Source organism: Enterobacter sp. ZOR0014, assembly GCF_000798855.1.
Lineage (GTDB): Bacteria > Pseudomonadota > Gammaproteobacteria > Enterobacterales > Enterobacteriaceae > Enterobacter > Enterobacter kobei.
Genome location: NZ_JTLF01000266.1, coordinates 13,891 through 38,468 on the forward strand (window position 1 = coordinate 13,891; position 24,578 = coordinate 38,468).

At 54.1% G+C, this 24,578-nt stretch carries 24 protein-coding genes; 16 read left to right on the top strand and 8 right to left on the bottom strand.

What is annotated here, in order from left to right; translation table 11 throughout:
• The first annotated feature begins 31 nt into the window (after positions 1-31).
• From bamA to tilS, 12 genes are all read left to right on the top strand, one after another.
• Positions 32-2,449 (top strand): outer membrane protein assembly factor BamA, encoded by a 2,418-nt coding sequence (bamA, locus tag L977_RS13865; RefSeq protein ID WP_014882634.1) that lies wholly within the window; start codon positions 32-34, stop codon positions 2,447-2,449.
• Positions 2,450-2,571: 122 nt separating this feature from the next.
• On the top strand, positions 2,572-3,066 hold the full coding sequence (gene skp, locus L977_RS13870; RefSeq protein ID WP_014882635.1) for a molecular chaperone Skp: 495 nt from the start codon (positions 2,572-2,574) through the stop codon (positions 3,064-3,066).
• A 3-nt stretch (positions 3,067-3,069) separates the two neighbouring features.
• On the top strand, positions 3,070-4,095 hold the full coding sequence (gene lpxD, locus L977_RS13875) for a UDP-3-O-(3-hydroxymyristoyl)glucosamine N-acyltransferase (RefSeq protein WP_045134605.1): 1,026 nt from the start codon (positions 3,070-3,072) through the stop codon (positions 4,093-4,095).
• A 102-nt stretch (positions 4,096-4,197) separates the two neighbouring features.
• Positions 4,198-4,653 carry a 3-hydroxyacyl-ACP dehydratase FabZ gene (gene fabZ / locus L977_RS13880; RefSeq protein WP_010426706.1) on the top strand — a complete coding sequence of 152 codons (456 nt, stop codon included), beginning with the start codon at positions 4,198-4,200 and terminating at the stop codon, positions 4,651-4,653.
• A 3-nt stretch (positions 4,654-4,656) separates the two neighbouring features.
• A complete protein-coding gene (gene lpxA, locus L977_RS13885) occupies positions 4,657-5,445 on the top strand; it encodes an acyl-ACP--UDP-N-acetylglucosamine O-acyltransferase (protein WP_014882637.1) in 789 nt (262 codons plus the stop codon).
• Positions 5,445-6,593, top strand: coding sequence for a lipid-A-disaccharide synthase (gene lpxB, locus L977_RS13890; RefSeq protein WP_047626002.1), 1,149 nt, complete (start codon positions 5,445-5,447; stop codon positions 6,591-6,593). The genes lpxA and lpxB overlap by 1 nt, the downstream gene beginning before the upstream one ends.
• Positions 6,590-7,186: a ribonuclease HII gene (rnhB, locus tag L977_RS13895; RefSeq protein ID WP_014882639.1), complete on the top strand. Its 597-nt coding sequence runs from the start codon at positions 6,590-6,592 to the stop codon at positions 7,184-7,186. Before lpxB ends, rnhB begins: the two co-directional genes overlap by 4 nt.
• Before the next feature lie 38 nt (positions 7,187-7,224).
• On the top strand, positions 7,225-10,707 hold the full coding sequence (dnaE, locus tag L977_RS13900) for a DNA polymerase III subunit alpha (RefSeq protein WP_023336775.1): 3,483 nt from the start codon (positions 7,225-7,227) through the stop codon (positions 10,705-10,707).
• A gap of 12 nt (positions 10,708-10,719) precedes the next feature.
• Positions 10,720-11,679: an acetyl-CoA carboxylase carboxyl transferase subunit alpha gene (gene accA / locus L977_RS13905; protein ID WP_013095666.1), complete on the top strand. Its 960-nt coding sequence runs from the start codon at positions 10,720-10,722 to the stop codon at positions 11,677-11,679.
• Between the two features lie 100 nt (positions 11,680-11,779).
• Entirely contained in the window at positions 11,780-13,912 is a 2,133-nt protein-coding gene (locus tag L977_RS13910; RefSeq protein WP_023339025.1) for a lysine decarboxylase LdcC, read from the top strand.
• 65 nt (positions 13,913-13,977) lie between these two features.
• Entirely contained in the window at positions 13,978-14,367 is a 390-nt protein-coding gene (locus tag L977_RS13915; protein WP_047626003.1) for a VOC family protein, read from the top strand.
• 58 nt (positions 14,368-14,425) lie between these two features.
• Positions 14,426-15,715: a tRNA lysidine(34) synthetase TilS gene (gene tilS, locus L977_RS13920; protein WP_047626004.1), complete on the top strand. Its 1,290-nt coding sequence runs from the start codon at positions 14,426-14,428 to the stop codon at positions 15,713-15,715.
• A 28-nt stretch (positions 15,716-15,743) separates the two neighbouring features.
• Here the strand turns inward: tilS and rof are convergent, their stop codons facing one another.
• Both rof and L977_RS13930 read right to left on the bottom strand, forming a co-directional pair.
• The gene (gene rof / locus L977_RS13925; protein ID WP_014882644.1) at positions 15,744-16,004 is read right to left on the bottom strand and encodes a Rho-binding antiterminator; all 261 of its coding nucleotides are present in this window, start codon (positions 16,002-16,004) and stop codon (positions 15,744-15,746) included.
• The gene (locus L977_RS13930) at positions 15,991-16,191 is read right to left on the bottom strand and encodes a YaeP family protein (RefSeq protein WP_008501889.1); all 201 of its coding nucleotides are present in this window, start codon (positions 16,189-16,191) and stop codon (positions 15,991-15,993) included. Before L977_RS13930 ends, rof begins: the two co-directional genes overlap by 14 nt.
• A 195-nt stretch (positions 16,192-16,386) precedes the next feature.
• Here L977_RS13930 and L977_RS13935 point away from each other — a divergent pair, with 195 nt between their 5' ends.
• Genes L977_RS13935 through nlpE form a run of 3 tightly spaced genes read left to right on the top strand, consistent with a single transcriptional unit; the run spans position 16,387 to position 18,084 of the window.
• The gene (locus tag L977_RS13935; protein WP_014882645.1) at positions 16,387-16,932 is read left to right on the top strand and encodes a YaeQ family protein; all 546 of its coding nucleotides are present in this window, start codon (positions 16,387-16,389) and stop codon (positions 16,930-16,932) included.
• Positions 16,929-17,351 (top strand): alternative ribosome rescue aminoacyl-tRNA hydrolase ArfB, encoded by a 423-nt coding sequence (gene arfB, locus L977_RS13940; RefSeq protein WP_023336779.1) that lies wholly within the window; start codon positions 16,929-16,931, stop codon positions 17,349-17,351. The genes L977_RS13935 and arfB overlap by 4 nt, the downstream gene beginning before the upstream one ends.
• Positions 17,352-17,385: 34 nt before the next feature.
• Positions 17,386-18,084, top strand: a complete 699-nt coding sequence (gene nlpE / locus L977_RS13945) for an envelope stress response activation lipoprotein NlpE (RefSeq protein ID WP_032637467.1) — start codon at positions 17,386-17,388, stop codon at positions 18,082-18,084.
• A 47-nt stretch (positions 18,085-18,131) separates the two neighbouring features.
• Here nlpE and proS read toward each other — a convergent pair whose 3' ends face one another.
• From proS to metN, 6 genes are all read right to left on the bottom strand, one after another.
• The gene (gene proS, locus L977_RS13950; protein WP_023332143.1) at positions 18,132-19,850 is read right to left on the bottom strand and encodes a proline--tRNA ligase; all 1,719 of its coding nucleotides are present in this window, start codon (positions 19,848-19,850) and stop codon (positions 18,132-18,134) included.
• A gap of 112 nt (positions 19,851-19,962) precedes the next feature.
• Complete coding sequence (gene tsaA / locus L977_RS13955; RefSeq protein ID WP_045269222.1) at positions 19,963-20,670, bottom strand: tRNA (N6-threonylcarbamoyladenosine(37)-N6)-methyltransferase TrmO; 708 nt, start codon at positions 20,668-20,670, stop codon at positions 19,963-19,965.
• Positions 20,667-21,071, bottom strand: coding sequence for an Rcs stress response system protein RcsF (gene rcsF, locus L977_RS13960; protein WP_008501883.1), 405 nt, complete (start codon positions 21,069-21,071; stop codon positions 20,667-20,669). The genes tsaA and rcsF overlap by 4 nt, the downstream gene beginning before the upstream one ends.
• A 106-nt stretch (positions 21,072-21,177) precedes the next feature.
• A complete protein-coding gene (gene metQ / locus L977_RS13965) occupies positions 21,178-21,993 on the bottom strand; it encodes a methionine ABC transporter substrate-binding lipoprotein MetQ (protein WP_014168729.1) in 816 nt (271 codons plus the stop codon).
• Between the two features lie 40 nt (positions 21,994-22,033).
• Positions 22,034-22,687, bottom strand: a complete 654-nt coding sequence (locus tag L977_RS13970) for a methionine ABC transporter permease MetI (RefSeq protein ID WP_003856130.1) — start codon at positions 22,685-22,687, stop codon at positions 22,034-22,036.
• A complete protein-coding gene (gene metN, locus L977_RS13975; RefSeq protein ID WP_023332146.1) occupies positions 22,680-23,711 on the bottom strand; it encodes a methionine ABC transporter ATP-binding protein MetN in 1,032 nt (343 codons plus the stop codon). Before metN ends, L977_RS13970 begins: the two co-directional genes overlap by 8 nt.
• 188 nt (positions 23,712-23,899) lie before the next feature.
• Between metN and gmhB the strand changes: the two genes are divergently transcribed.
• Positions 23,900-24,466: a D-glycero-beta-D-manno-heptose 1,7-bisphosphate 7-phosphatase gene (gene gmhB / locus L977_RS13980; protein ID WP_014882651.1), complete on the top strand. Its 567-nt coding sequence runs from the start codon at positions 23,900-23,902 to the stop codon at positions 24,464-24,466.
• The last annotated feature ends 112 nt before the right edge of the window (positions 24,467-24,578 follow it).

The following is a 24,578-nucleotide window of genomic DNA, read 5'->3' on the forward strand; positions in this document are numbered from 1 at the left end:
GAGAGTTAGTTAGGAAGAACGCATAATAACGATGGCGATGAAAAAGTTGCTCATAGCGTCGCTGCTGTTTAGCAGCGCCACCGTATACGGTGCTGACGGGTTCGTAGTGAAAGACATTCATTTCGAAGGCCTTCAGCGTGTCGCCGTTGGTGCGGCCCTCCTCAGTATGCCTGTGCGCCCCGGCGATACGGTTAATGATGAAGATATCAGTAACACCATCCGTGCTCTGTTTGCCACCGGCAACTTCGAGGATGTCCGCGTCCTGCGCGATGGTGATACGCTGCTGGTACAGGTAAAAGAACGTCCAACGATCGCCAGTATCACTTTCTCCGGTAACAAGTCGGTGAAAGATGACATGCTCAAGCAAAACCTTGAAGCATCCGGTGTTCGTGTGGGGGAATCTCTGGACCGCACAACCCTTTCAGACATTGAAAAAGGTCTGGAAGACTTCTACTACAGCGTCGGTAAATACAGTGCCAGCGTGAAAGCGGTGGTTACGCCGCTCCCACGTAACCGTGTTGACCTGAAGCTGGTCTTCCAGGAAGGTGTTTCCGCGAAGATCCAGCAGATCAACATCGTGGGTAACCACGCGTTTAGCACCGACGAACTGATCTCCACTTTCCAGCTGCGCGATGAAGTGCCGTGGTGGAACGTGGTTGGCGATCGTAAATACCAGAAACAGAAACTGGCGGGGGATCTCGAAACCCTGCGCAGCTACTATCTGGATCGCGGTTACGCCCGTTTCAACATCGACTCGACTCAGGTCAGTCTGACGCCGGACAAGAAAGGTATCTACATCACGATTAACATCACTGAAGGCGATCAGTACAAGCTTTCCGGTGTTGAAGTCAGTGGTAACCTGGCCGGGCATTCAGCTGAAATTGAAGCGCTGACTAAAATTCAGCCGGGCGATCTGTACAGCGGTTCTAAAGTCACCAAAATGGAAGACGGCATTAAGAAGCTGCTCGGCCGCTATGGTTACGCTTACCCGCGTGTACAAACACAGCCGGAAATCAACGACGCGGATAAAACCGTTAAGCTGCATGTTAACGTTGATGCGGGTAACCGTTTCTACGTACGTAAGATCCGCTTCGTCGGTAACGATACATCCAAAGACTCCGTTCTGCGTCGCGAAATGCGTCAGATGGAAGGGGCATGGTTGGGTAGCGACCTCGTTGACCAGGGTAAAGAGCGTCTGAACCGTCTGGGCTATTTCGAAACCGTGGACACGGAAACGCAGCGTATACCCGGCAGCCCGGATCAGGTTGATGTCGTGTATAAGGTGAAAGAGCGTAACACCGGTAGCTTCAACTTCGGTGTGGGCTACGGTACTGAAAGTGGCGTGAGCTTCCAGGTTGGCGTCCAGCAGGATAACTGGCTGGGTACAGGTTACTCTGTCGGTATTAACGGCACCAAAAACGACTACCAGACCTACTCTGAGTTCTCTGTTACCAACCCATACTTCACCGTTGACGGTGTAAGCCTGGGCGGTCGTATCTTCTATAACGATTTTAAAGCAGACGACGCAGACCTCTCCTCCTACACCAACAAGAGCTATGGTGTAGACGGAACGCTCGGCTTCCCGGTTAACGAATACAACACCCTGCGTGCGGGCTTAGGTTACGTGCATAACGACCTGTCCAACATGCAACCTCAGGTGGCTATGTGGCGTTATCTGGACTCTATTGGCCAGTCTGCGAGTAAAACCGGCGATAACAATGGTTTTGCTGCGGATGACTTCACCTTCAACTACGGCTGGACCTATAACCGCCTCGACCGTGGTTACTTCCCAACGGAAGGTTCTCGCGTCAACCTGAACGGTAAAGTGACCGTTCCGGGCTCTGACAATGAGTTCTACAAGGTAACCCTGGATACCGCGTCCTACTTCCCAATTGATGATGACCACAAGTGGGTCGTTCTGGGTCGTACCCGTTGGGGCTATGGTGATGGTATCGGCAGTAAAGAGTTGCCGTTCTACGAGAACTTCTACGCGGGTGGTTCCAGCACCGTGCGTGGCTTCCAGTCCAACAACATTGGTCCGAAAGCGGTTTACTACGGCGGTAACGATAAAGATAACTGCTATAAATCTTCATCTTCCGAAGTGTGTAGCTCTGATGATGCAGTGGGCGGTAACGCAATGGCCGTGGCCAGCCTCGAGTTCATCACACCAACGCCGTTTATCAGTGATAAATACGCGAACTCCGTCCGTACGTCCTTCTTCTGGGATGCCGGTACGGTGTGGGACACCAACTGGCAGAATACTGCACAGATGCGTGATGCTGGCGTTCCAGACTACAGCGATCCGAGCAATATTCGCATGTCTGCTGGTATCGCATTACAATGGATGTCACCGCTGGGACCGTTGGTCTTCTCTTACGCCCAGCCGTTTAAGAAATACGATGGAGACAAGGCGGAGCAATTCCAGTTTAACATTGGTAAAACCTGGTAATAATCCGCTGCAAAGGAATGCGTTGGCAGTGTAGCGCTGACAACCGGCGATCGGTAAAACGGTCGCCTTGCCACGCAAAGAACGGTACCTTCTGGTGCCAATGGGATGGTAAGGAGTTAATTGTGAAAAAGTGGTTATTAGCTGCAGGTCTCGGTTTAGCGATGGCAACTTCTGCTCAGGCAGCAGACAAAATCGCAATCGTCAACATGGGTAATTTGTTCCAGCAGGTTGCACAGAAAACGGGTGTTTCTGCAACACTGGAAAACGAATTCAAAGGTCGTGCGAGCGAACTGCAGCGTATGGAAGGCGATCTTCAGTCCAAAATGCAGCGTCTGCAGCGTGATGGTTCTACCATGAAAGCAAGCGATCGCAGCAAACTGGAAAAAGACGTTATGGCTCAGCGCCAGACCTTCTCTCAGAAAGCGCAGGCTTTCGAGCAGGATCGTCAGCGTCGTTCTAACGAAGAGCGTGGCAAACTGGTCACTCGCATTCAGACTGCTGTTAAAGCAGTGGCTGCCGATCAGAGCATCGATCTGGTTGTTGATGCGAATGCCGTTGCTTTCAACAGCAGCGATGTTAAAGACATCACCGCTGATGTTCTGAAACAGGTTAAATAAGTAATGCCTTCAATTCGACTGGCTGATTTAGCTCAGCAGTTGGATGCAGAATTACACGGTGATGGCGATATCGTCATCACCGCTGTTGCGTCCATGCAATCTGCTAAAGCTGGCACGATTACCTTCATGGTAAGCCCTAAGTACCGTGAACAACTGGCTCAATGCCAGGCGTCAGCTGTTGTTCTGACGCAGGACGATCTTCCCTTTGCCACTGGAAGTGCACTGGTAGTGAAAAACCCCTACCTGACGTATGCACGCATGGCTCAAATTCTTGATACCACGCCGCAGCCGGCTCAGAACATTGCTGCCAGTGCAGCAATCGATCCGACGGCTAAGCTTGGTAACAACGTTGCCGTTGGTGCGAATGCGGTTATCGAATCTGGCGTTGTGCTGGGTGATAACGTCGTGATTGGCCCGGGGTGCTTCGTTGGGAAAAATACGAAAATCGGCGCAGGAACCCGTTTATGGGCCAATGTGTCCATTTATCATGAAGTTGAAATCGGCGAAAATTGCCTCGTCCAGTCCAGCACCGTGATTGGTTCTGATGGCTTTGGTTACGCGAACGATCGCGGTAACTGGGTTAAGATCCCGCAGCTTGGTCGCGTTATTATTGGCGATCGCGTGGAGATTGGGGCCTGTACCACGATCGACCGTGGTGCACTCGACGACACGATCATTGGCAATGGTGTTATCATCGATAACCAGTGCCAGATTGCGCATAACGTTGTGATTGGCGACAATACCGCAGTTGCGGGGGGCGTCATCATGGCGGGCAGCCTGAAAATTGGTCGTTATTGCATGATTGGCGGTGCGAGCGTGATTAATGGCCACATGGAAATATGCGACAAGGTGACGGTGACGGGCATGGGCATGGTAATGCGTCCGATCACCGAACCTGGCGTCTATTCCTCGGGCATTCCGCTGCAACCCAACAAGGTATGGCGTAAAACAGCAGCACTGGTGATGAACATTGATGATATGAGCAAGCGACTCAAGTCTCTTGAGCGTAAGATCGATCAACAAGACTAAACGTCACCCGTTTAACGCTATCTTTCCCGGCCTGTCGGCTTTCTAATAAACCGGCAGGCCGTGTTATTATTGTTATCAGTACATTTTGACAGGAAGAGTATTTTGACTACTGACACTCATACTCTGCATATTGAAGAGATTTTAGAACTTCTGCCGCACCGCTACCCGTTTTTGCTGGTAGACCGTGTGCTGGATTTTGAAGAAGGTCGTTTTCTGCGCGCAGTGAAAAATGTTTCCGTGAACGAACCGTTCTTCCAGGGACACTTCCCGGGTAAGCCTATCTTCCCGGGTGTGTTGATTCTGGAAGCGATGGCTCAGGCTACCGGTATTCTGGCGTTTAAAAGCGTCGGTAAACTGGAGCCAGGTGAACTCTATTACTTCGCAGGTATTGATGAAGCGCGCTTTAAGCGTCCTGTCGTGCCTGGTGATCAGATGATCATGGAAGTCACTTTTGAAAAAACGCGTCGTGGCCTGACTCGCTTCAAAGGCGTAGCGCTGGTTGACGGCAAAGTTGTTTGCGAAGCGACGATGATGTGTGCTCGTAGCCGGGAGTCCTGATACGTGATTGATAAATCCGCCTTTATTCATCCTACTGCTATTGTGGAAACCGGCGCCATCATTGGTGCCAACGTTCACATTGGCCCGTTCTGTATTGTTGGACCCAATGTCGAAATTGGTGAGGGTACAGTACTGAAATCTCACGTTGTCGTGAATGGTCATACAACCATTGGCAGCAATAACGAGATCTATCAGTTCGCTTCCATCGGTGAAGTTAACCAGGATCTGAAATATGCTGGTGAGTCGACCCGTCTGGAAATTGGCGATCGTAACCGTATTCGCGAAAGCGTCACCATTCATCGTGGAACAGTACAGGGTGGTGGGTTGACGAAGGTGGGTAGCGATAACCTGTTTATGGTGAATGCGCATATTGCGCATGACTGTACCGTGGGCGATCGCTGTATTCTTGCCAACAACGCAACGCTGGCAGGACACGTATCTGTTGATGACTTCGCAATTATTGGCGGCATGACCGCAGTCCATCAGTTCTGCATCATTGGTGCACACGTGATGGTCGGTGGCTGCTCCGGTGTGGCGCAGGACGTCCCACCGTATGTGATTGCGCAGGGCAACCATGCCACGCCGTTTGGCGTGAACATCGAAGGCCTCAAGCGTCGTGGTTTTAGTCGCGAAGCGATTACGGCCATCCGTAACGCGTACAAACTGCTGTACCGTAGCGGTAAAACGCTGGAAGAGGCGAAGCCGGACATTGCCGAACTGGCGGATAAGTTCCCGGAAGTGAACGCGTTCATGGAGTTCTTTGACCGTTCAACAAGGGGTCTGATTCGTTAATGGTCGACAGTCGTCCGCTTACGATAGCCCTGGTCGCCGGAGAAACCTCCGGCGATATTCTTGGTGCCGGTCTCATCCGCGCGCTCAAAGCTCGCGTACCTAACGCCCGCTTTGTTGGCGTGGCTGGCCCGCTGATGCAGGCCGAAGGCTGTGAAGCCTGGTATGAAATGGAAGAGCTGGCCGTGATGGGCATTGTTGAGGTGCTGGGGCGTTTGCGACGCTTGCTGCATATTCGTGCCGATCTTACCCGCCGCTTTACCGAGCTCAAACCCGATGTGTTTGTCGGTATCGATGCACCCGACTTCAACATTACCCTCGAAGGTAATCTGAAAAAGCAGGGCATCAAAACCATTCATTACGTCAGTCCGTCCGTTTGGGCGTGGCGACAGAAACGCGTTTTCAAAATTGGACGGTCCACCAACCTGGTGCTGGCTTTTCTGCCTTTCGAAAAAGCGTTTTACGACAAATTTAATGTTCCGTGCCGTTTTATCGGTCATACCATGGCGGATGCGATGCCGCTGGATCCGGATAAAAACGCGGCGCGCGACGTGCTCGATATCCCTCATGATGTGCACTGTCTGGCATTGCTGCCAGGAAGCCGTGGCGCAGAAGTGGAGATGCTGAGCGCTGATTTCCTGAAAACCGCGCAGATTCTTCGCAAGACGTATCCCGATCTTGAAGTGGTCGTGCCGCTGGTGAATGCCAAACGCCGCGAGCAGTTCGAACGCATTAAAGCGGAAGTCGCCCCGGATCTTCACGTCCGCCTGCTGGACGGGAAAGGTCGGGAAGCGATGTTTGCGAGCGATGCCGCACTGCTGGCCTCTGGCACGGCTGCGCTGGAATGTATGCTGGCGAAATGCCCGATGGTGGTCGGTTATCGTATGAAGCCGTTTACCTTCTGGCTGGCAAAACGTCTGGTGAAAACGGATTATGTCTCCCTGCCAAACCTGCTTGCCGGGCGCGAGCTGGTAAAAGAGCTCTTACAGGATGAGTGCCAGCCTCAGGCGCTGGCGGAGGCTCTGCTGCCGCTGCTCGCCAACGGCAAGACCAGCCACCAGATGCATGATACCTTCCGTGAACTGCATCAACTGATCCGCTGCAATGCAGATGAGCAATCGGCCGATGCAGTGCTGGAGTTAGCAAAATGATGGAATTTGTATACCCTCACACGCATCTTGTGGCAGGGGTGGACGAAGTCGGTCGTGGCCCGTTAGTGGGGGCTGTTGTGACCGCCGCGGTGATCCTCGATCCCGCCCGCCCGATCGTCGGGCTAAACGACTCAAAAAAATTATCCGAAAAACGTCGACTGGCCCTGTTCAGTGAGATTCAGGAGAAGGCTCTGGCCTGGAGCCTGGGGCGCGCTGAGCCGCATGAAATCGACGAGTTGAATATTTTGCATGCTACAATGCTGGCCATGCAGCGCGCGGTAGCGGGCCTGAAAATTGCCCCGGAATATGTCCTGATTGACGGCAACCGCTGTCCGGCACTGCCGATGCCTTCGATGGCGGTCGTCAAAGGCGATAGCCGTGTCGCCGAGATCAGCGCAGCATCTATTATTGCCAAGGTGACACGCGACGCTGAAATGGCCGCGCTGGATCTCACTTACCCTCAGTATGGCTTCGCCCAGCACAAGGGGTATCCTACGGCTTTCCATCTGGAAAAGCTGGCTGAACATGGCGCAACTGAACATCACCGGCGCAGCTTTGGCCCGGTGAAACGCGCGCTGGGACGGGTGTCCTGAATCAATACGCAAGCAATTAAGTAACGCGGAATCTGAAGATGGCTGAACCACGTTTCGTACACCTGCGGGTGCATAGCGACTACTCCATGATCGATGGGCTGGCGAAGACCGGGCCGCTTGTAAAAAAGGCGGCCGCGCTTGGCATGCCTGCGCTGGCGATCACCGATTTTACCAACCTGTGTGGCCTGGTGAAGTTCTACGGAACGGCACATGGCGCGGGGATGAAGCCTGTCGTCGGTGCGGATTTTCATGTTCAGAGCGATCTCATCGGCGATGAACTGACGCAAATTTCCGTGCTGGCTATGAACAACACGGGCTACCAGAACCTCACTCTGCTTATTTCGAAAGCCTATCAGCGCGGCTATGGCGCGCTGGGCCCGTGGATCGACCGGGACTGGCTGGCGGAACTGAACGAAGGGCTGCTGCTGATCTCCGGTGGCCGCATGGGCGACGTCGGCAAATGCCTGCTGCGTGGCAACAGCGCGCTGGTGGATCAGTGCGTCTCGTTTTATGAAGAATATTTCCCGGATCGTTACTATCTGGAATTGATCCGCACCGGCCGCCAGGACGAAGAGAGCTATCTGCACGCCGCTGTTGCGCTGGCTGAAGAGCGCGGTTTGCCCGTGGTGGCGACGAATGATGTGCGTTTCCTGGAATCCGGCGATTTTGACGCCCACGAAATTCGTGTGGCGATCCATGATGGCTTCACCCTTGACGATCCAAAGCGCCCGCGTAATTACTCATCGCAGCAGTATATGCGCAGCGAAGAGGAGATGTGCGAGCTCTTTTCCGATATTCCTGAAGCGCTGGAAAACAGCGTAGAGATTGCCAAGCGCTGTAACGTCACCGTGCGCCTCGGCGAATACTTCCTGCCGCAATTCCCGACGGGTGACATGACGACGGAAGATTTCCTGGTCATGAAATCGAAGGAGGGTCTGGAAGAGCGTCTCGAATTCCTCTTCCCGGATGAAGAAGAACGTAAAAAACGTCGTCCGGAGTATGACGAGCGTCTGGATATAGAGCTTCAGGTTATCAACCAGATGGGCTTCCCCGGCTACTTCCTGATCGTTATGGAGTTCATTCAGTGGTCGAAGGATAACGGGGTGCCGGTAGGTCCGGGCCGTGGATCCGGTGCGGGCTCGCTGGTGGCGTATGCATTAAAAATTACCGACCTCGATCCGCTGGAATTCGACCTGCTGTTCGAACGTTTCCTCAACCCGGAACGTGTTTCCATGCCCGACTTCGACGTCGACTTCTGCATGGAGAAACGCGATCAGGTGATCGAGCACGTAGCGGACATGTATGGCCGTGACGCGGTATCGCAGATTATTACCTTCGGTACCATGGCGGCGAAAGCGGTTATCCGCGACGTGGGGCGTGTACTCGGCCACCCGTACGGTTTCGTCGATCGTATTTCTAAGCTGGTGCCGCCCGATCCGGGCATGACGCTGGCAAAAGCGTTTGAAGCCGAACCTCAGCTGCCGGAAATCTACGAAGCTGACGAAGAAGTCAAAGCCCTGATCGACATGGCGCGCAAGCTGGAAGGCGTCACGCGTAACGCCGGTAAGCATGCAGGTGGCGTGGTTATTGCTCCGACCAAAATTACCGACTTCGCGCCGCTCTACTGCGATGAAGCGGGTGAGCATCCAGTCACTCAGTTTGATAAGAACGACGTGGAATACGCCGGGCTGGTGAAGTTTGACTTCCTCGGCCTGCGTACGCTGACGATCATCGACTGGGCACTGAAGATGATCAACCCGCGCCGGGAAAAGCAGGGCCTTGAACCGATAGACATTGCTGCCATCCCGCTGGATGACAAGAAAAGTTTCGACATGCTGCAGCGCTCGGAGACCACCGCGGTCTTCCAGCTTGAATCCCGCGGCATGAAAGACCTGATCAAGCGCCTGCAGCCTGACTGCTTCGAAGATATGATCGCACTGGTGGCGCTGTTCCGCCCGGGGCCGCTGCAGTCGGGGATGGTAGATAACTTTATCGACCGTAAGCACGGTCGCGAAGAGATTTCCTACCCGGACGTGCAGTGGCAGCATGAAAGCCTGAAACCGGTACTGGAGCCGACCTACGGCATCATCCTGTACCAGGAACAGGTCATGCAGATTGCTCAGGTGCTTTCTGGTTATACCCTCGGCGGCGCGGACATGCTGCGTCGTGCTATGGGGAAGAAAAAACCGGAAGAGATGGCCAAGCAGCGCTCCATCTTTGAAGACGGCGCGAAGAAAAACGGCGTTGACGGCGAGCTGGCGATGAAAATCTTCGACCTGGTGGAGAAATTCGCCGGGTACGGATTTAACAAATCCCACTCTGCCGCCTATGCGCTAGTCTCATACCAGACGCTGTGGCTGAAAGCGCACTATCCTGCTGAATTTATGGCGGCGGTAATGACTGCCGATATGGATAACACCGAGAAGGTCGTTGGTCTGGTGGATGAGTGCTGGCGCATGGGGCTCAAGATCCTGCCGCCGGATATTAACTCGGGGCTTTACCATTTCCACGTCAACGACGACGGGGAGATCGTTTACGGGATCGGTGCGATCAAGGGCGTGGGTGAAGGGCCGATCGAGGCGATCATCGAAGCGCGTAACAACGGCGGCTATTTCCGCGAGCTGTTCGATCTGTGCGCCCGTACCGATACCAAAAAACTGAACCGCCGCGTACTGGAAAAGCTGATCATGTCCGGCGCGTTCGACAGGCTGGGGCCGCACCGCGCTGCGTTGATGAACTCCCTCGGCGATGCCCTGAAAGCGGCGGACCAGCACGCGAAAGCGGAAGCCATTGGGCAGGCAGATATGTTCGGTGTGCTGGCGGAGGAGCCGGAGCAGATTGAGCAGTCGTACTCTAACTGCCAGCCATGGCCAGAACAGGTCGTGCTGGATGGCGAGCGTGAAACGTTAGGCTTGTACCTGACGGGTCACCCGATCAACCAGTACATCAAAGAAATTGAGCGCTATGTCGGCGGCCACAGGCTAAAAGACATGCATCCGACAGAACGTGGTAAAATTACCACGGCTGCGGGGCTCGTGATTGCTGCAAGGGTTATGGTCACCAAGCGCGGCAATCGTATCGGCATCTGTACGTTGGATGACCGTTCCGGGCGTCTGGAGGTGATGTTGTTCACCGACGCGCTGGATAAATACCAGCAATTGCTGGAAAAAGACCGCATACTTATCGTCAGCGGACAGGTCAGCTTTGATGACTTCAGTGGGGGGCTTAAAATGACCGCCCGCGAAGTGATGGACATTGACGAAGCCCGGGAAAAATATGCTCGCGGGCTTGCTATCTCGCTGACGGACAGGCAAATTGATGACCAGCTTTTAAACCGACTCCGTCAGTCTCTGGAACCCCACCGCTCGGGGACAATTCCAGTACATCTCTACTATCAGAGGGCGGATGCACGTGCGCGGTTGCGCTTTGGTGCAACGTGGCGTGTCTCTCCGAGCGATCGTTTACTGAACGATCTCCGTGGCCTCATTGGTTCGGAGCAGGTGGAACTGGAGTTTGACTAATACAGGAATACTATGAGTCTGAATTTCCTTGATTTCGAACAGCCGATTGCTGAGCTGGAAGCGAAAATCGATTCTCTGACAGCGGTAAGCCGTCAGGATGAAAAACTGGATATTAACATCGACGAAGAAGTGCATCGTCTGCGTGAAAAAAGCGTAGAGCTGACGCGCAAAATCTTTGCCGATCTCGGCGCATGGCAGATCGCCCAGCTGGCGCGTCATCCACAGCGTCCGTACACCCTGGATTATGTCCGCCTGGCGTTTGACGAATTTGACGAACTGGCAGGCGATCGCGCATACGCTGACGACAAAGCTATCGTCGGCGGTATCGCGCGTCTGGACGGACGCCCGGTGATGATCATTGGTCATCAGAAAGGGCGTGAAACCAAAGAGAAAATCCGTCGTAACTTCGGTATGCCTGCACCAGAAGGCTACCGCAAGGCCCTGCGTCTGATGGAGATGGCTGAGCGTTTCAACATGCCAATCATCACCTTCATTGACACCCCGGGTGCATACCCTGGCGTGGGCGCGGAAGAGCGCGGTCAGTCTGAAGCCATCGCCCGTAACCTGCGCGAGATGTCCCGCCTGAAGGTGCCGGTCATCTGTACCGTCATCGGTGAAGGTGGTTCAGGTGGTGCGCTGGCCATTGGCGTGGGCGATAAAGTGAATATGCTGCAGTACAGCACCTATTCCGTTATCTCTCCGGAAGGCTGTGCGTCCATTCTGTGGAAAAGCGCTGATAAAGCGCCGCTGGCCGCAGAAGCGATGGGCATCATTGCCCCACGTCTGAAAGAGCTGAAGCTGATCGATACCGTGATCCCGGAACCGCTGGGTGGCGCGCATCGTAAGCCGGAAGTGATGGCTGCTTCCCTGAAAGCCCAGCTGCTGGCTGACTTGGCCGATCTGGACGTCCTGAGCAAAGAAGACCTGCTCAACCGTCGTTATCAGCGTCTGATGACTTACGGCTACGCGTAAGCTTCACAATTATCTGAAAAGCCGCACAATGTTGCGGCTTTTTTTATACCCGCCGTTTACCTTAACTATGCTTAGCTAATATTTTTCAAGGAGGTAGACCGTGAACATCATTGCCATTATGGGGCCGCACGGCGTCTTTTATAAAGACGAGCCCATCAAGGAGCTGGAGCAAGCCCTTCAGTCGCGCGGGTATCAGCTCATCTGGCCGCACAACAGCGCCGACCTGCTGAAGTTTATTGAGCATAACCCGCGAATCTGTGGCGTGATCTTCGACTGGGACGAATACGATCTGGAGCTGTGCAGCGAGATCAACAAGCTGAACGAATATCTCCCGCTGTATGCGTTTATCAATACCCACTCGACCATGGACGTCAGCGCGCATGATATGCGGATGGCGCTGTGGTTCTTTGAATATTCTCTCGGCGTGGCGGAAGATATCGCGACCCGCATTCAGCAGTACACGGGTGAATACCTCGATAACATTACGCCGCCCTTTACCCGCGCGCTTTTTACCTATGTGAAAGAGGGGAAATACACCTTCTGCACGCCAGGGCATATGGCCGGAACAGCCTATCAAAAAAGCCCGGTAGGCTGTCTGTTCTATGATTTTTTCGGGGGCAACACGCTGAAAGCGGACGTGTCAATTTCGGTCACGGAACTGGGCTCTCTGCTGGATCATACCGGCCCGCATCTGGAGGCCGAGGAGTATATTGCCCGCACCTTTGGCGCTGAGCAGAGCTATATGGTGACCAACGGCACCTCGACCTCGAACAAAATCGTCGGGATGTACGCTGCGCCTGCGGGCAGCACGCTGCTGATTGACCGCAACTGCCATAAATCGCTGGCGCACCTGCTGATGATGAGCGACGTGGTGCCGCTCTGGTTATCCCCTACGCGTAACGCGCTGGGGATTCTCGGCGGCATTCCACGCCGGGAGTTCACGCATCAAACCATTGAAAAGAAAGTTGCGGCGATCCCTGGCGCAAGCTGGCCTGTTCATGCGGTGATCACCAATTCCACCTATGACGGCCTGTTATACAACACCAACTGGATCAAGCAGACGCTGGACGTGCCGTCGATCCACTTCGATTCTGCGTGGGTGCCTTATACCAATTTTCACCCGATTTATTCGGGTAAGAGCGGGATGAGCGGCGAGCGCGTGCCGGGCAAAGTGTTCTTCGAAACGCAATCGACCCACAAAATGCTGGCCGCCTTTTCCCAGGCGTCTCTTATTCACATCAAAGGCGAGTACGACGAGGATACCTTCAACGAAGCCTTTATGATGCATACCACCACCTCACCGAGCTATCCGCTGGTGGCATCTATCGAAACCGCGGCGGCGATGCTGCGCGGCAACCCGGGTAAACGCCTGATAAACCGCTCGGTGGAGCGGGCGCTGCATTTCCGTAAAGAGGTCCAGCGGCTGAAAGATGAGGCAGACGGCTGGTTTTTTGATATCTGGCAGCCGGAAGAGATCGACGAGGCCGAGTGCTGGCCCGTTGCGCCTGGGGAGAGCTGGCACGGCTTCCGCGATGCCGATGCGGACCACATGTTCCTCGATCCGGTTAAGGTGACGATCCTGACGCCTGGCATGGACGAGCAGGGTGTAATGGGTGATGAAGGTATTCCCGCCGCGCTGGTGGCGAAGTTCCTTGATGAGCGCGGCGTGGTAGTGGAGAAGACCGGCCCCTATAATTTGTTGTTTCTGTTCAGTATCGGGATCGATAAAACCCGGGCAATGGGTCTGCTGCGCGGGCTGATGGAGTTTAAGCGTGCCTTCGATCTCAACCTGCGGGTGAAGAACATGCTGCCGGATCTCTACGCGGAAGATCCTGACTTCTACCGCAATATGCGCATTCAGGATCTGGCCCAGGGGATCCACAGATTGATCCGCCAGCACGATCTGCCGCGCCTCATGCTTCAGGCGTTTGACGTCCTGCCTGACATGAAGCTGACGCCTCACAAGGCCTGGCAGCGGCAGGTAAAAGGTGAGGTAGAAACCGTTGAGCTGGAAAATCTGGTCGGGCGCGTGTCGGCCAATATGATCCTGCCTTACCCACCGGGTGTACCGCTGCTGATGCCGGGGGAAATGATCACCGAGGAGAGCCGGGCAGTGCTCGATTTTCTGCTGATGCTCTGTTCGGTGGGGCGTCACTATCCGGGTTTCGAGACGGATATTCACGGTGCGAAGCGCGATGAGCACGGAGTTTACTGGGTGCGAGTCCTAAAATAAGGGTGACCGCTTGCCAGGTGCGGGTTCTCGGTTGTAACGTTCAGGCATCATAAAAAGGAGAAGCTATGCTGGGTTTAAAAGCGGTTCACCATATTGCGATCATTGCTACCGATTACGCGAAAAGTAAGGCCTTCTATTGTGACATTCTTGGCTTTACGCTGTTGAGCGAGGCCTACCGCGAGGAGCGTGACTCCTGGAAGGGGGATCTCGCTTTAAACGGGCAATATGTGATTGAGCTGTTCTCTTTTCCCTTCCCGCCTGCGCGCCCGTCGCGCCCGGAAGCCTGTGGACTGCGCCATCTTGCCTTCAGCATTGATGACCTGGATAACGCAGTAAAACATCTGGAAGCGCACGGCGTGACGTGTGAACCGATCCGTGTCGATCCCTTCACCGACAAGCGTTTTACCTTTTTTAACGACCCGGATGGTTTGCCGCTGGAGCTTTACCAGCAGTAATGTTTGTCCTGTGTGATAATGCCCGCTCAGTTCGGGCATTTTTTATGTGTAATTTCCTATGACCTTACCCGCTATCGCACAAGCTGTTTCACCGTACCGCCAGCTGCTGGTGGGGTTTAGCGGTGGCCTGGATTCCACCGTTCTGCTCCATCGCCTGAAACGCTGGCGCGACCGGGAGCCTGACGTCCAGCTTCGGGCTATGCACATCCATCATGGATTAAGTCCTCACGCTGAGGAGTGGGTGGCGCACTGTGAAGCCTTGTGTGCGGCCTGGGCGATCCCGTTCATCGTTGAGCGCGTCACGCTCATTGATGAGGGGAAGGGCATCGAGGCACAGGCGCGGAAAGCCCGCTATGCCGCTTTTTCCGCGGCATTACTTCCTGGCGAAGCGCTGGTCACGGCCCAGCATCTGGACGATCAGTGCGAAACCTTTTTGCTGGCGCTTAAGCGGGGAAGCGGGCCGGCGGGCCTGTCCGCCATGCCTGCACGATCTGAGTTTGCCGGGACGCAATTGCTGCGCCCGCTGCTGGGCGAGACGCGGGCGTCGCTGAAAGCCTGGGCGCGGGAATATCAGCTGAACTGGATAGAAGACGAGAGTAACCAGGACGACAGTTACGATCGTAATTTCCTGCGCCTGCGCATCCTGCCGCTGTTGAGCGAGCGCTGGCCGCATTTCGCCGACGCGACAGCGAGAAGCGCCATGCTGTGTGCTGAACAGGAATTGTTGCTGGATGAACTGTTGAGTGCGGATCTGGCTGACCTGATTTCTGAAGACGGAGCACTGGCGATAGCGCCCCTGGAGGCGATGAGCCCGGTGCGCCGCGCCGCACTGTTACGCCGCTGGCTGGCTACTCATCATGCAGCGATGCCGTCGCGGGCGATGCTGAGCCGGATCTGGGACGAAGTCGCGCAGGCGCGGGAAGATGCTTCCCCCTGCGTGTATCTGAATGGTTTTGAGGTCAGGCGCTATAAAGGCAAACTCTGGTGGATCAAATCCACGCCTTCACTGACCGAGGTGGTACTCAACTGGGCGTCGCCAGAGGTACCGCTGATATTGCCTTGTGATGCAGGGAGCGTCTCTTTGAGCCCGTCCGGTCATGTGCGTCTGCCGAAGCCTGGTGAGCCGGTAACCGTACGCTTCAAGGCTGGTGGTTTGCTGCATATTGTCGGGCGCAACGGGGGACGGAAGCTTAAGAAGATATGGCAGGAGTGCAGCGTGCCGCCGTGGCGACGTGATACCACGCCACTGCTGTTTTACGGTGAAACGTTGATGGCTGCTGCCGGGGTTTTCATCACGGAAGAGGGATGGTCAGAAGAAGGGGTCAGTTTTGATTGGCAGAAAATGTAACGGGCAGCCAGGCTGCCCGTAAGTGTCATCAGGATTCGCTCACCACGACGGTGCCGATTTGCGGGTGGCTGAAGCTGGCTATTTTATCCAGACGTAGCTCACGCGTTGCACTGCCGTCTTCAACAACCAGATATTCCACGTTCTTACGTGAAACCAGATCGCTGGCTTTTGCCTTCAATACTTCGCCATCTTTTAGCTCCAGCGTCAGTATTAAATGATGCTGGCAGGCGAGTTCGAGGTTGTCATAGTCATCACAATTGATGGGTTGATAAGTATCATTCATCGACATAATCGCTCACCAGTAAATTCGCCGCAGCGTACGCTGCTTTTTCCCTGACCGACTCTGAAAGGCTCTCATCAGAGGCCACTTCATTAAGCACTTTCAATACACAGCCCAACGCGTCCGGGACATACCCCAGATCTCCGCTGGCGATTTCCGCATACCGTTTGCGAATTAACTCACAATAATTATTCACATCCCCTCCCGCCAGCGCACTGACTTACTGTGAGATATCATTAAGCCTACGAAGATAAACTCGGTTTAGCAAGGTGACTATACCATACTCATTTAAGCAATATCAGCGCCTTGACAGGTGTGATTTATCACCGCGTGACAGCCTTTTGCCTCTGTTTTCGCTACAATGTGCCCCTGATTCGAATGGAGTTCTCTCATGGCGCTTAAAGCGACAATTTATAAAGCAGTGGTCAATGTGGCCGATCTTGATCGCAACCAGTTTCTGGATGCGTCGCTGACGCTGGCGCGCCACCCCTCCGAAACCCAGGAGCGTATGATGCTGCGCCTGCTGGCGTGGATTAAATACGCCAACGAGCGGCTGCAGTTTACCCGCGGCTTAAGCGCAGAGGACGAGCCAGAAGCCTGGCTGCGAAACGATCATCTGGGCATCGACCTGTGGATCGAGCTCGGTCTGCCGGACGAGCGTCGGATTAAAAAGGCCTGTACCCAGTCCGCTGAAGTGGCGTTATTCGCCTATAACCAGCGCGCGGCGGAGATCTGGTGGCAACAAAGCAAGAATAAATGTGCGCAGTATAAAAATCTCACCGTCTGGTATCTGGATGATGAACAGCTGGCGCAGCTCAGTGAGTTTGCCGGCCGGACGATGGCGCTGCAGGCAACCATTCAGGACGGCGCCATCTGGCTCTCTGATTCTCAGAATAATCTGGAAATTCATCTGACGGCCTGGCAGCCTGCGTCATGATTGTTTTGTCCCGAAACGTCAGCATCCCTGATAATGAGCTGGAGATCACCGCCATCCGTGCTCAGGGGGCGGGTGGACAGCACGTCAATAAGGCGTCAACGGCGATCCATTTGCGTTTTGACATTCGGGCATCAAGCCTGCCAGAGTATTATAAAGAGAGTCTGCTTGCTGCCAGCCATCATCTGATCACCAGCGAAGGTGTGATTGTGATTAAAGCCCAGGAGTACCGCAGCCAGGAGTCAAACCGGGAAGCGGCGATAGCCAGGCTGGTGGCCGTTATTAAAGAATTAACAGCAGTACAAAAAAGCCGCCGGGCAACGCGGCCAACCCGCGCATCGAAAGAGCGTCGGTTGTCCTCGAAAGCCCAAAAATCCACAGTGAAAGCACTACGCGGTAAAGTTCGTCGCCCGATGGAGTGACGAAAGGGAACACAATTTTCATAAGGAATTCATTGTGAAAAAAGCATTATTTTCAGCGCTGGCAGTGAGTACGCTGTTTGCGCTTTTCGGGTGTAACAACCGTTCTGAAACGCAGGTTTTGCAGTCCTCGCAGAATGAAGCGTTAAAGCCTATGCAGCAGAGCTGGCGCGGCGTATTGCCTTGTGCAGACTGTGAAGGCATCGAAACGTCCCTGTTCCTGCAAAAAGACGGCACCTGGGTTATGAACCAGCGTTATCAGGGCGCTAAAGAACCCTCTTCGTTTGCGACCTACGGAACCTGGGCGCGTACAGCGGAAAAGCTGGTCCTGACGGATACCACGGGTGAGAAAACGTATTTCCGCGCCAAAGGTGAGGGGATGGAGATGCTCGACCGCGAGGGCAACCCGATTGAATCCCAGTTCAACTATACGCTTGCGCCGGTGAAAGCGGCCCTGCCTGCTACGCCGATGCCAATGCGTGGTATGTATTTCTATATGGCGGATGCGGCGATCTTTACCGACTGTGCAACGGGTAAGAAAGTCAGCGTGGCGAACAATGCGCAGCTTGAACGTGATTACGCCGTGGCGCGTGGCAATGACAGCAAGCCGGTATTGCTGACCGTAGATGGTCACTTTACGCTGGAGCCAAACCCGGATAGCGGAGAGAGCGTGAAAACGCTGGTGGTGGATAAAGAGGCGAAATTTATCACAGGCAAAGACTGTAACAGTCAATAAGCTGACGATTATCCATTAAAAAACCCCGCCTGAGCGGGGTTTTTTGTTTAGCCTTTGATGGCTTTCACCAGGTAATCAAGAATATCGCCTGTCTTGATCATCTGTTTCTCGCCGCTACGACGGTATTTGTATTCGATCTCATCGCTGTCGAGGTTACGATCACCGATGACCACCGTGTGTGGAATACCAATCAGTTCCATATCGGCGAACATCACGCCCGGACGCTCTTTACGGTCATCCATCAGCACTTCGATACCCTGAGCACGCAGCTCGGCGTACAGCTTCTCAGCCAGCTCCTGCACACGGTAGGATTTGTGCATGTTCATTGGCAGAATCGCAACCTGGAACGGAGCGATATTGTCCGGCCAGACGATACCACGCTCGTCGTAGTTCTGTTCAATGGCCGCCGCGACCACACGAGTGACCCCGATACCGTAGCAGCCCATGGTCAGGATCTGGTTACGGCCATCTTCACCCTGAACGGCGGCGTTCAGTGCGCGAGAGTATTTGTCACCCAGCTGGAAGATGTGACCGACTTCGATACCGCGCTTAATCATCAGGGTGCCCTGACCGTCCGGACTTGGATCGCCTGCGACCACGTTACGGATGTCTGCCACTTCAGGCGTCGCCACGTCGCGATCCCAGTTAATACCGAAGTAGTGTTTACCGTCGATGTTAGCACCGGCGGAGAAGTCGCTCATCGCAGCAACTGTGCGGTCAATAACAACCGGAACCGGCATATTAACCGGGCCGAGAGAGCCAGGACCTGCATTGACCACGGCACGGATTTCCGCTTCTGTTGCAAACGTCAGCGGGCTCGCGACCTGCGGCAGCTTCTCTGCTTTCACTTCGTTCAGCTCGTGATCGCCACGCACCAGCAGGGCAACCAGCGGGTAAGCGCTGCCTTCGGTAGATTTCACCAGCAGCGTTTTGACGGTTTTTTCAATCGGCAGACCAAACTGCTCAACCAGCTCAGCAATGGTTTTCGCGTTTGGCGTATCAACCAGCGTCATCTCCTGCGTTGCAGCGCCGCGTGGTTCTTTTGGTGCCAGCGCTTCTGCAAATTCGATGTTCGCGGCGTAATCTGAAGAGTCCGAGAAGATCACATCGTCTTCACCGCTCTGCGCCAGTACCTGGAATTCATGGGATGCGCTACCACCGATGGAGCCGGTATCAGCCTGCACAGCGCGGAAATCCAGACCCATGCGGGAGAAGATTTTGCTGTATGCCTCGTACATTTTGTCGTAGGTCTCTTGCAGCGATTCCTGAGAGGTATGGAAAGAATAAGCATCTTTCATCAGGAATTCGCGGGAGCGCATCACCCCGAAACGAGGACGAACTTCATCACGGAACTTGGTCTGAATCTGGAAGAAGTTCAGCGGCAGCTGTTTGTAAGAGCTCAGCTCGTTACGGATCAGGTCGGTAATGACCTCTTCATGCGTTGGGCCGAGAACGAATGGACGCTCGCCGCGATCGACGAAGCGCAGCAGTTCTGGGCCATATTGTTCCCAACGGCCGCTCTCCTGCCACAGGTCAGCGGGCTGAACCACAGGCATGGACACCTCGATAGCACCGGCGTTGTTCATCTCTTCACGCACGATGTTTTCGACTTTTTTCAGGACGCGCACGCCGGTCGGCAGCCAGGTATATAACCCGGAGGCCAGCTTGCGGATCATCCCGGCGCGCAGCATCAGCTGATGGCTGATCACTTCGGCGTCGGCAGGCGTCTCCTTCAGAGTGGAGAGCAGATATTGGCTAGTACGCATGTTGTTACAGTTCCATTTCGACGATTGGAACAGGCTGAAACACCAGCCTGACACAAAAAAAGTGGTTTAGTTTACCAGTGTGGCAAAGATGCCAAAAGAGAGGAGAACAAAATTACCTGGGTTCAAGGGCAAACACTTCAAAACCTGCCCCGGTGACGCGCCAGCGCACGTTAAAATCCAGCAGCCAGACGGCGTATGTTTTTCCTGCTTCCTCTTCTTTACGGTAGGCTGGACGGGGGTCCTGTGCCAGCACTTCGGTGATGAAATTCCGCAAACGAGGATAGCGCTTCTCCATCTGGCTAAGCTGCGAGGCGATCTCAGGGGTAAAAGAGACAGGCATATCAGCCTGCGGTGCATCCTGAGCATAACTTGCGCGCGCGTCCGGGAGCGCTTCCGCGAAGGGCAAATAGGGTTTGATGTCGATAACCGGCGTGCCGTCCACCAGGTCCAGACTGCCTAATTCCAGTATCACCCGATCTTTCTGACAACGTATGCCTTTCAGTTCAACCAGCGACATCCCGATCGGGTTTGGACGGAAGGTCGAGCGAGTCGCAAATACGCCCATTCGCGCATTTCCACCCAGACGAGGAGGGCGCACGGTTGGTCGCCAGCCGCCTTCCATCGTCTGATGAAAGACAAATACCACCCATAAATGGCTAAATGCCTCAAGCCCGCGTACCGCATCGGCCTGGTTGTAAGGCGCCAGAAGATGAAGTTCGCCCCCGCAGCTGGTCACCAGACCCGGCTGGCGAGGCACGGCGAACTTCTCTTTATAGGGAGAGTGGATAACGCCTATCTGCTCAAACTGAAATGCACTCATTTCGCCGTAATGTTAAGCGCAGAACCGATGCAAACCGCCTGACGATAGCAGCCCGGCGTGCCGCTGGTGACTTCACAGCTGTGCAGCAGAACCGCGTTGGCTTTCATTTTGGCAGCGTTAATCTGCATGCGTTTACGCGCTGTCGGGATATTCGGCGGAGAGTCCTGATTGGTTGCCTGACAGGATTCACCGCTTACTTCACCCAGTTCACGGAACGGTTTACCGACGAGTTCGTCAGCTTTCGTGATAATGCGAACCGGCGCAGGGCGAACCACTTTCGGTTTCGCAGGCTCTGTTTTTGGCGGGGTTGCCGTGCTTTGAACAGGTTCAACAGGAGATCTGCTTAGCATAGAACAGCCGCTCAGCATGAGTGCTAAAAGACAGATCGGTAAAGCACGCATAATAATTCCTCAATGGATAATCAAAACGTCAGATATTGAATCAGTTGACTGCACAAATGACAAGACGGGCATAAGCCCGTCCTGATGATATTACACTGAGGTGAGATTACCAGCCTTTAACCGCGCCGCCGTTAAACACTTTGTTGGCTTCCTGGTAAACTTCGTCAGACTGATAAGCCTGTACGAACTTCTTCACGTTTTCCGCGTCTTTGTTGTCTTCGCGAGTCACGATCAGGTTAACGTACGGGGAGTCTTTATCTTCAACGAAGATACCGTCTTTCGCTGGCGTCAGGCCAATCTGGCTGGCGTAAGTGGTGTTGATAACGGCCAGAGCAATCTGCGCATCGTCCAGAGAACGTGGCAGCTGTGGGGCTTCCAGTTCAACAATTTTCAGATTTTTCGGGTTCTCGGTGACATCCAGAACGGTTGGCAGCAGGCCAACACCATCTTTCAGTTTGATCAGGCCCACTTTCTGCAGCAGCAGCAGGGAACGACCAAGGTTGGTTGGGTCGTTAGGCACCGCGACCTGAGAGCCCGGCTGCAGTTCATCCAGTGATTTAATCTTCTTGGAGTAACCGGCAATCGGATAAACGAAGGTGTTACCGACACCCACCAGTTTATAGCCACGATCTTTGATCTGCTGATCCAGATAAGGCTTATGCTGGAAGGCGTTAGCGTCGATATCGCCTTTGCTCAGCGCTTCGTTTGGCAGAACGTAATCGTTGAAGGTCACCAGCTCAACGTCCAGGCCGTATTTCTCTTTCGCCACTTTCTGGGCAACTTCAGCAACCTGCTGTTCTGCACCAACGATAACGCCCACTTTGATGTGGTTTGGATCTTTTTCGTCCTGACCGCAACCCACCAGTGCCAGAGAGCCAATAAGCGCGCCTACTGCTGCAAAGGTCTTTAATTTAAACGCCATGTTTTATCCTTAACTCGTCGAGTTTGTGTTGTGTGTAACGTTATTTGTGAGTAACAGCCCGGACGATGCGATCGCCAGAGAACTGGATTAAGTAAACCAGCACAACCAGCAATACCAGAACGGTATTCATTACGGTAGCGTTATAACCAATATAGCCGTACTGGTAGCCAATCTGGCCTAAACCGCCGGCACCTACGGCACCGCCCATCGCGGAATACCCCACCAGAGTAATAAGCGTAATCGTGGCCGCGTTCACCAGGCCTGGCAGTGCTTCAGGCAGCAGTACCTTGCGGACGATCTGCATAGGTGTTGCGCCCATCGCACGAGAGGCCTCGATCAAACCCGTCGGGATCTCCAGCAGGGCGTTTTCCACCATACGGGCGATAAACGGCGCAGCGCCGACCGTCAACGGAACAATGGCCGCCTGCAGACCGATTGACGTACCAACGATCACGCGGGTAAATGGAATCATCCACACCAGCAGAATAATGAACGGGATGGAACGGAAGATGTTAACCAGTGCAGAGAGCGTACGGTAGAGCTTCGCGTTCTCAATGATTTGACCCGGACGCGTGACATACAGCAGTACGCCGACCGGCAGGCCAATCACAAAACCAAAGAAACCCGATACGAAGGTCATTGCCAGCGTTTCCCAAACGCCGCGAACCAGCAGCCACATCATCGGCTCAGACATAACCCAGTACCTCTACTTTTACGTGGTGTTCTTGCAGCCAGGCGATTGCCGCCTGGGTTTCTTCTTGTGTGCCGTGCATTTCCGTCAGCATGATGCCGAACTTCACGCCACCGGCGTAATCCATCTGGGCGCTGATAATGTTGTTGTTCACGTTAAAGCGACGCGCGGTTTCGGAAAGCAGAGGGGCATCAACGGACTGACCGGTGAACTCCATGCGCAGCATTGGGACACTGTCTGCCGCGGGTTCAGTTTTCAAACGCTCCAGATAATCTTCCGGAATATCCAGGTGCAGCGTCGACTGAATGAACTGCTGCGCCAGCGGGGTCTTCGGATGGGAGAACACTTCGCTGACGGTATCCTGCTCAATCAGTTCACCGTTGCTGATGACCGCCACGCAGTCGCAGATGCGTTTCACCACATCCATCTCGTGCGTAATAAGGAGGATCGTCAGGCCGAGGCGACGGTTAATGTCTTTCAGCAGTTCCAGAATAGAACGCGTGGTAGCCGGATCCAGTGCGCTGGTCGCTTCATCACACAGCAATACCTTAGGATTGCTAGCCAGTGCGCGGGCAATCGCCACACGCTGCTTTTGACCACCAGATAGATTTGCCGGGTAGCTGTCATGTTTGTCACCCAGACCCACGAGGTCGAGCAGTTCGGTAACGCGACGCTTCACTTCTTCTTTCGGTGTGTTGTCCAGCTCCAGCGGCAAGGCGACGTTGCCGAAAACGGTGCGGGAAGCCAGCAGGTTGAAGTGCTGGAAGATCATGCCAATCTGACGACGCGCTTTGGTGAGTTCTTTCTCTGAAAGAGCGGTAAGTTCCTGGCCGCCAACTTCTACGTTACCCTGGGTTGGACGCTCAAGCAGGTTAACACAACGGATCAGCGTGCTTTTACCTGCACCCGATGCGCCAATGACGCCATAAATTTGACCAGCAGGAACATGCAGGCTGACATTGTTCAGCGCCTGAATGGTTCGGTTCCCCTGCTGGAACACTTTGGTGATATTGGAAAGTTTAATCATTAGATTATTTTTATCGTATGTAAGTTAGCCGTGGCATTTTGTTCTGCCAGATACGGGTGATGACCGTAAACAAAACGGATGTTAAGGCATCCAGACGTCTAAATCAATCCAACTCTGTACGATGAGCACTTTATTGCGCTGCGTTTCATGAGATACTAGCTCAACAGGCCTTTTTCAGGAGCAAACCGGTGGCAAAATCAGTACCCGCAATTTTTCTCGATCGTGATGGCACTATTAATGTGGATCACGGTTATGTCCATGAGATTGATGAGTTCGAATTTATCGAAGGCGTTATAGAGGCAATGCGCCAGCTGAAAGAGATGGGCTACGCGCTGGTGGTCGTAACGAACCAGTCTGGTATTGCGCGAGGTAAATTCACCGAAGCGCAATTCGAGACGCTGACAGAATGGATGGACTGGTCGCTGGCGGATCGCGGGGTCGATCTTGATGGCATTTATTATTGCCCACACCACCCTCAGGGAACCGTAGAAGCGTATCGCCAGACCTGTGATTGCCGTAAACCGCATCCGGGAATGTTTATCTCCGCGCAAGAGTTTCTGCACATCGATATGGCCGCTTCTTATATGGTGGGCGATAAACTGGAAGATATGCAGGCAGCTGCAGCTGCAGGTGTGGGGACAAAAATATTAGTGCGCACGGGTAAGCCTGTTACGCCAGAAGCTGAAAATGCCGCGGATTGGGTGATTAATAGCCTGGCCGATCTGCCAAAAGAGATTAAAAAGCACCAAAAATAGCCGTTCTGGTGAAAAGGTGAGCGGTCGAAATAAAAATGCATATTTCCACTTGTCATTCCTCGGCAGCTCCCTATAATGCGCCTCCATCGACACGGCAGATGTGAATCACTTC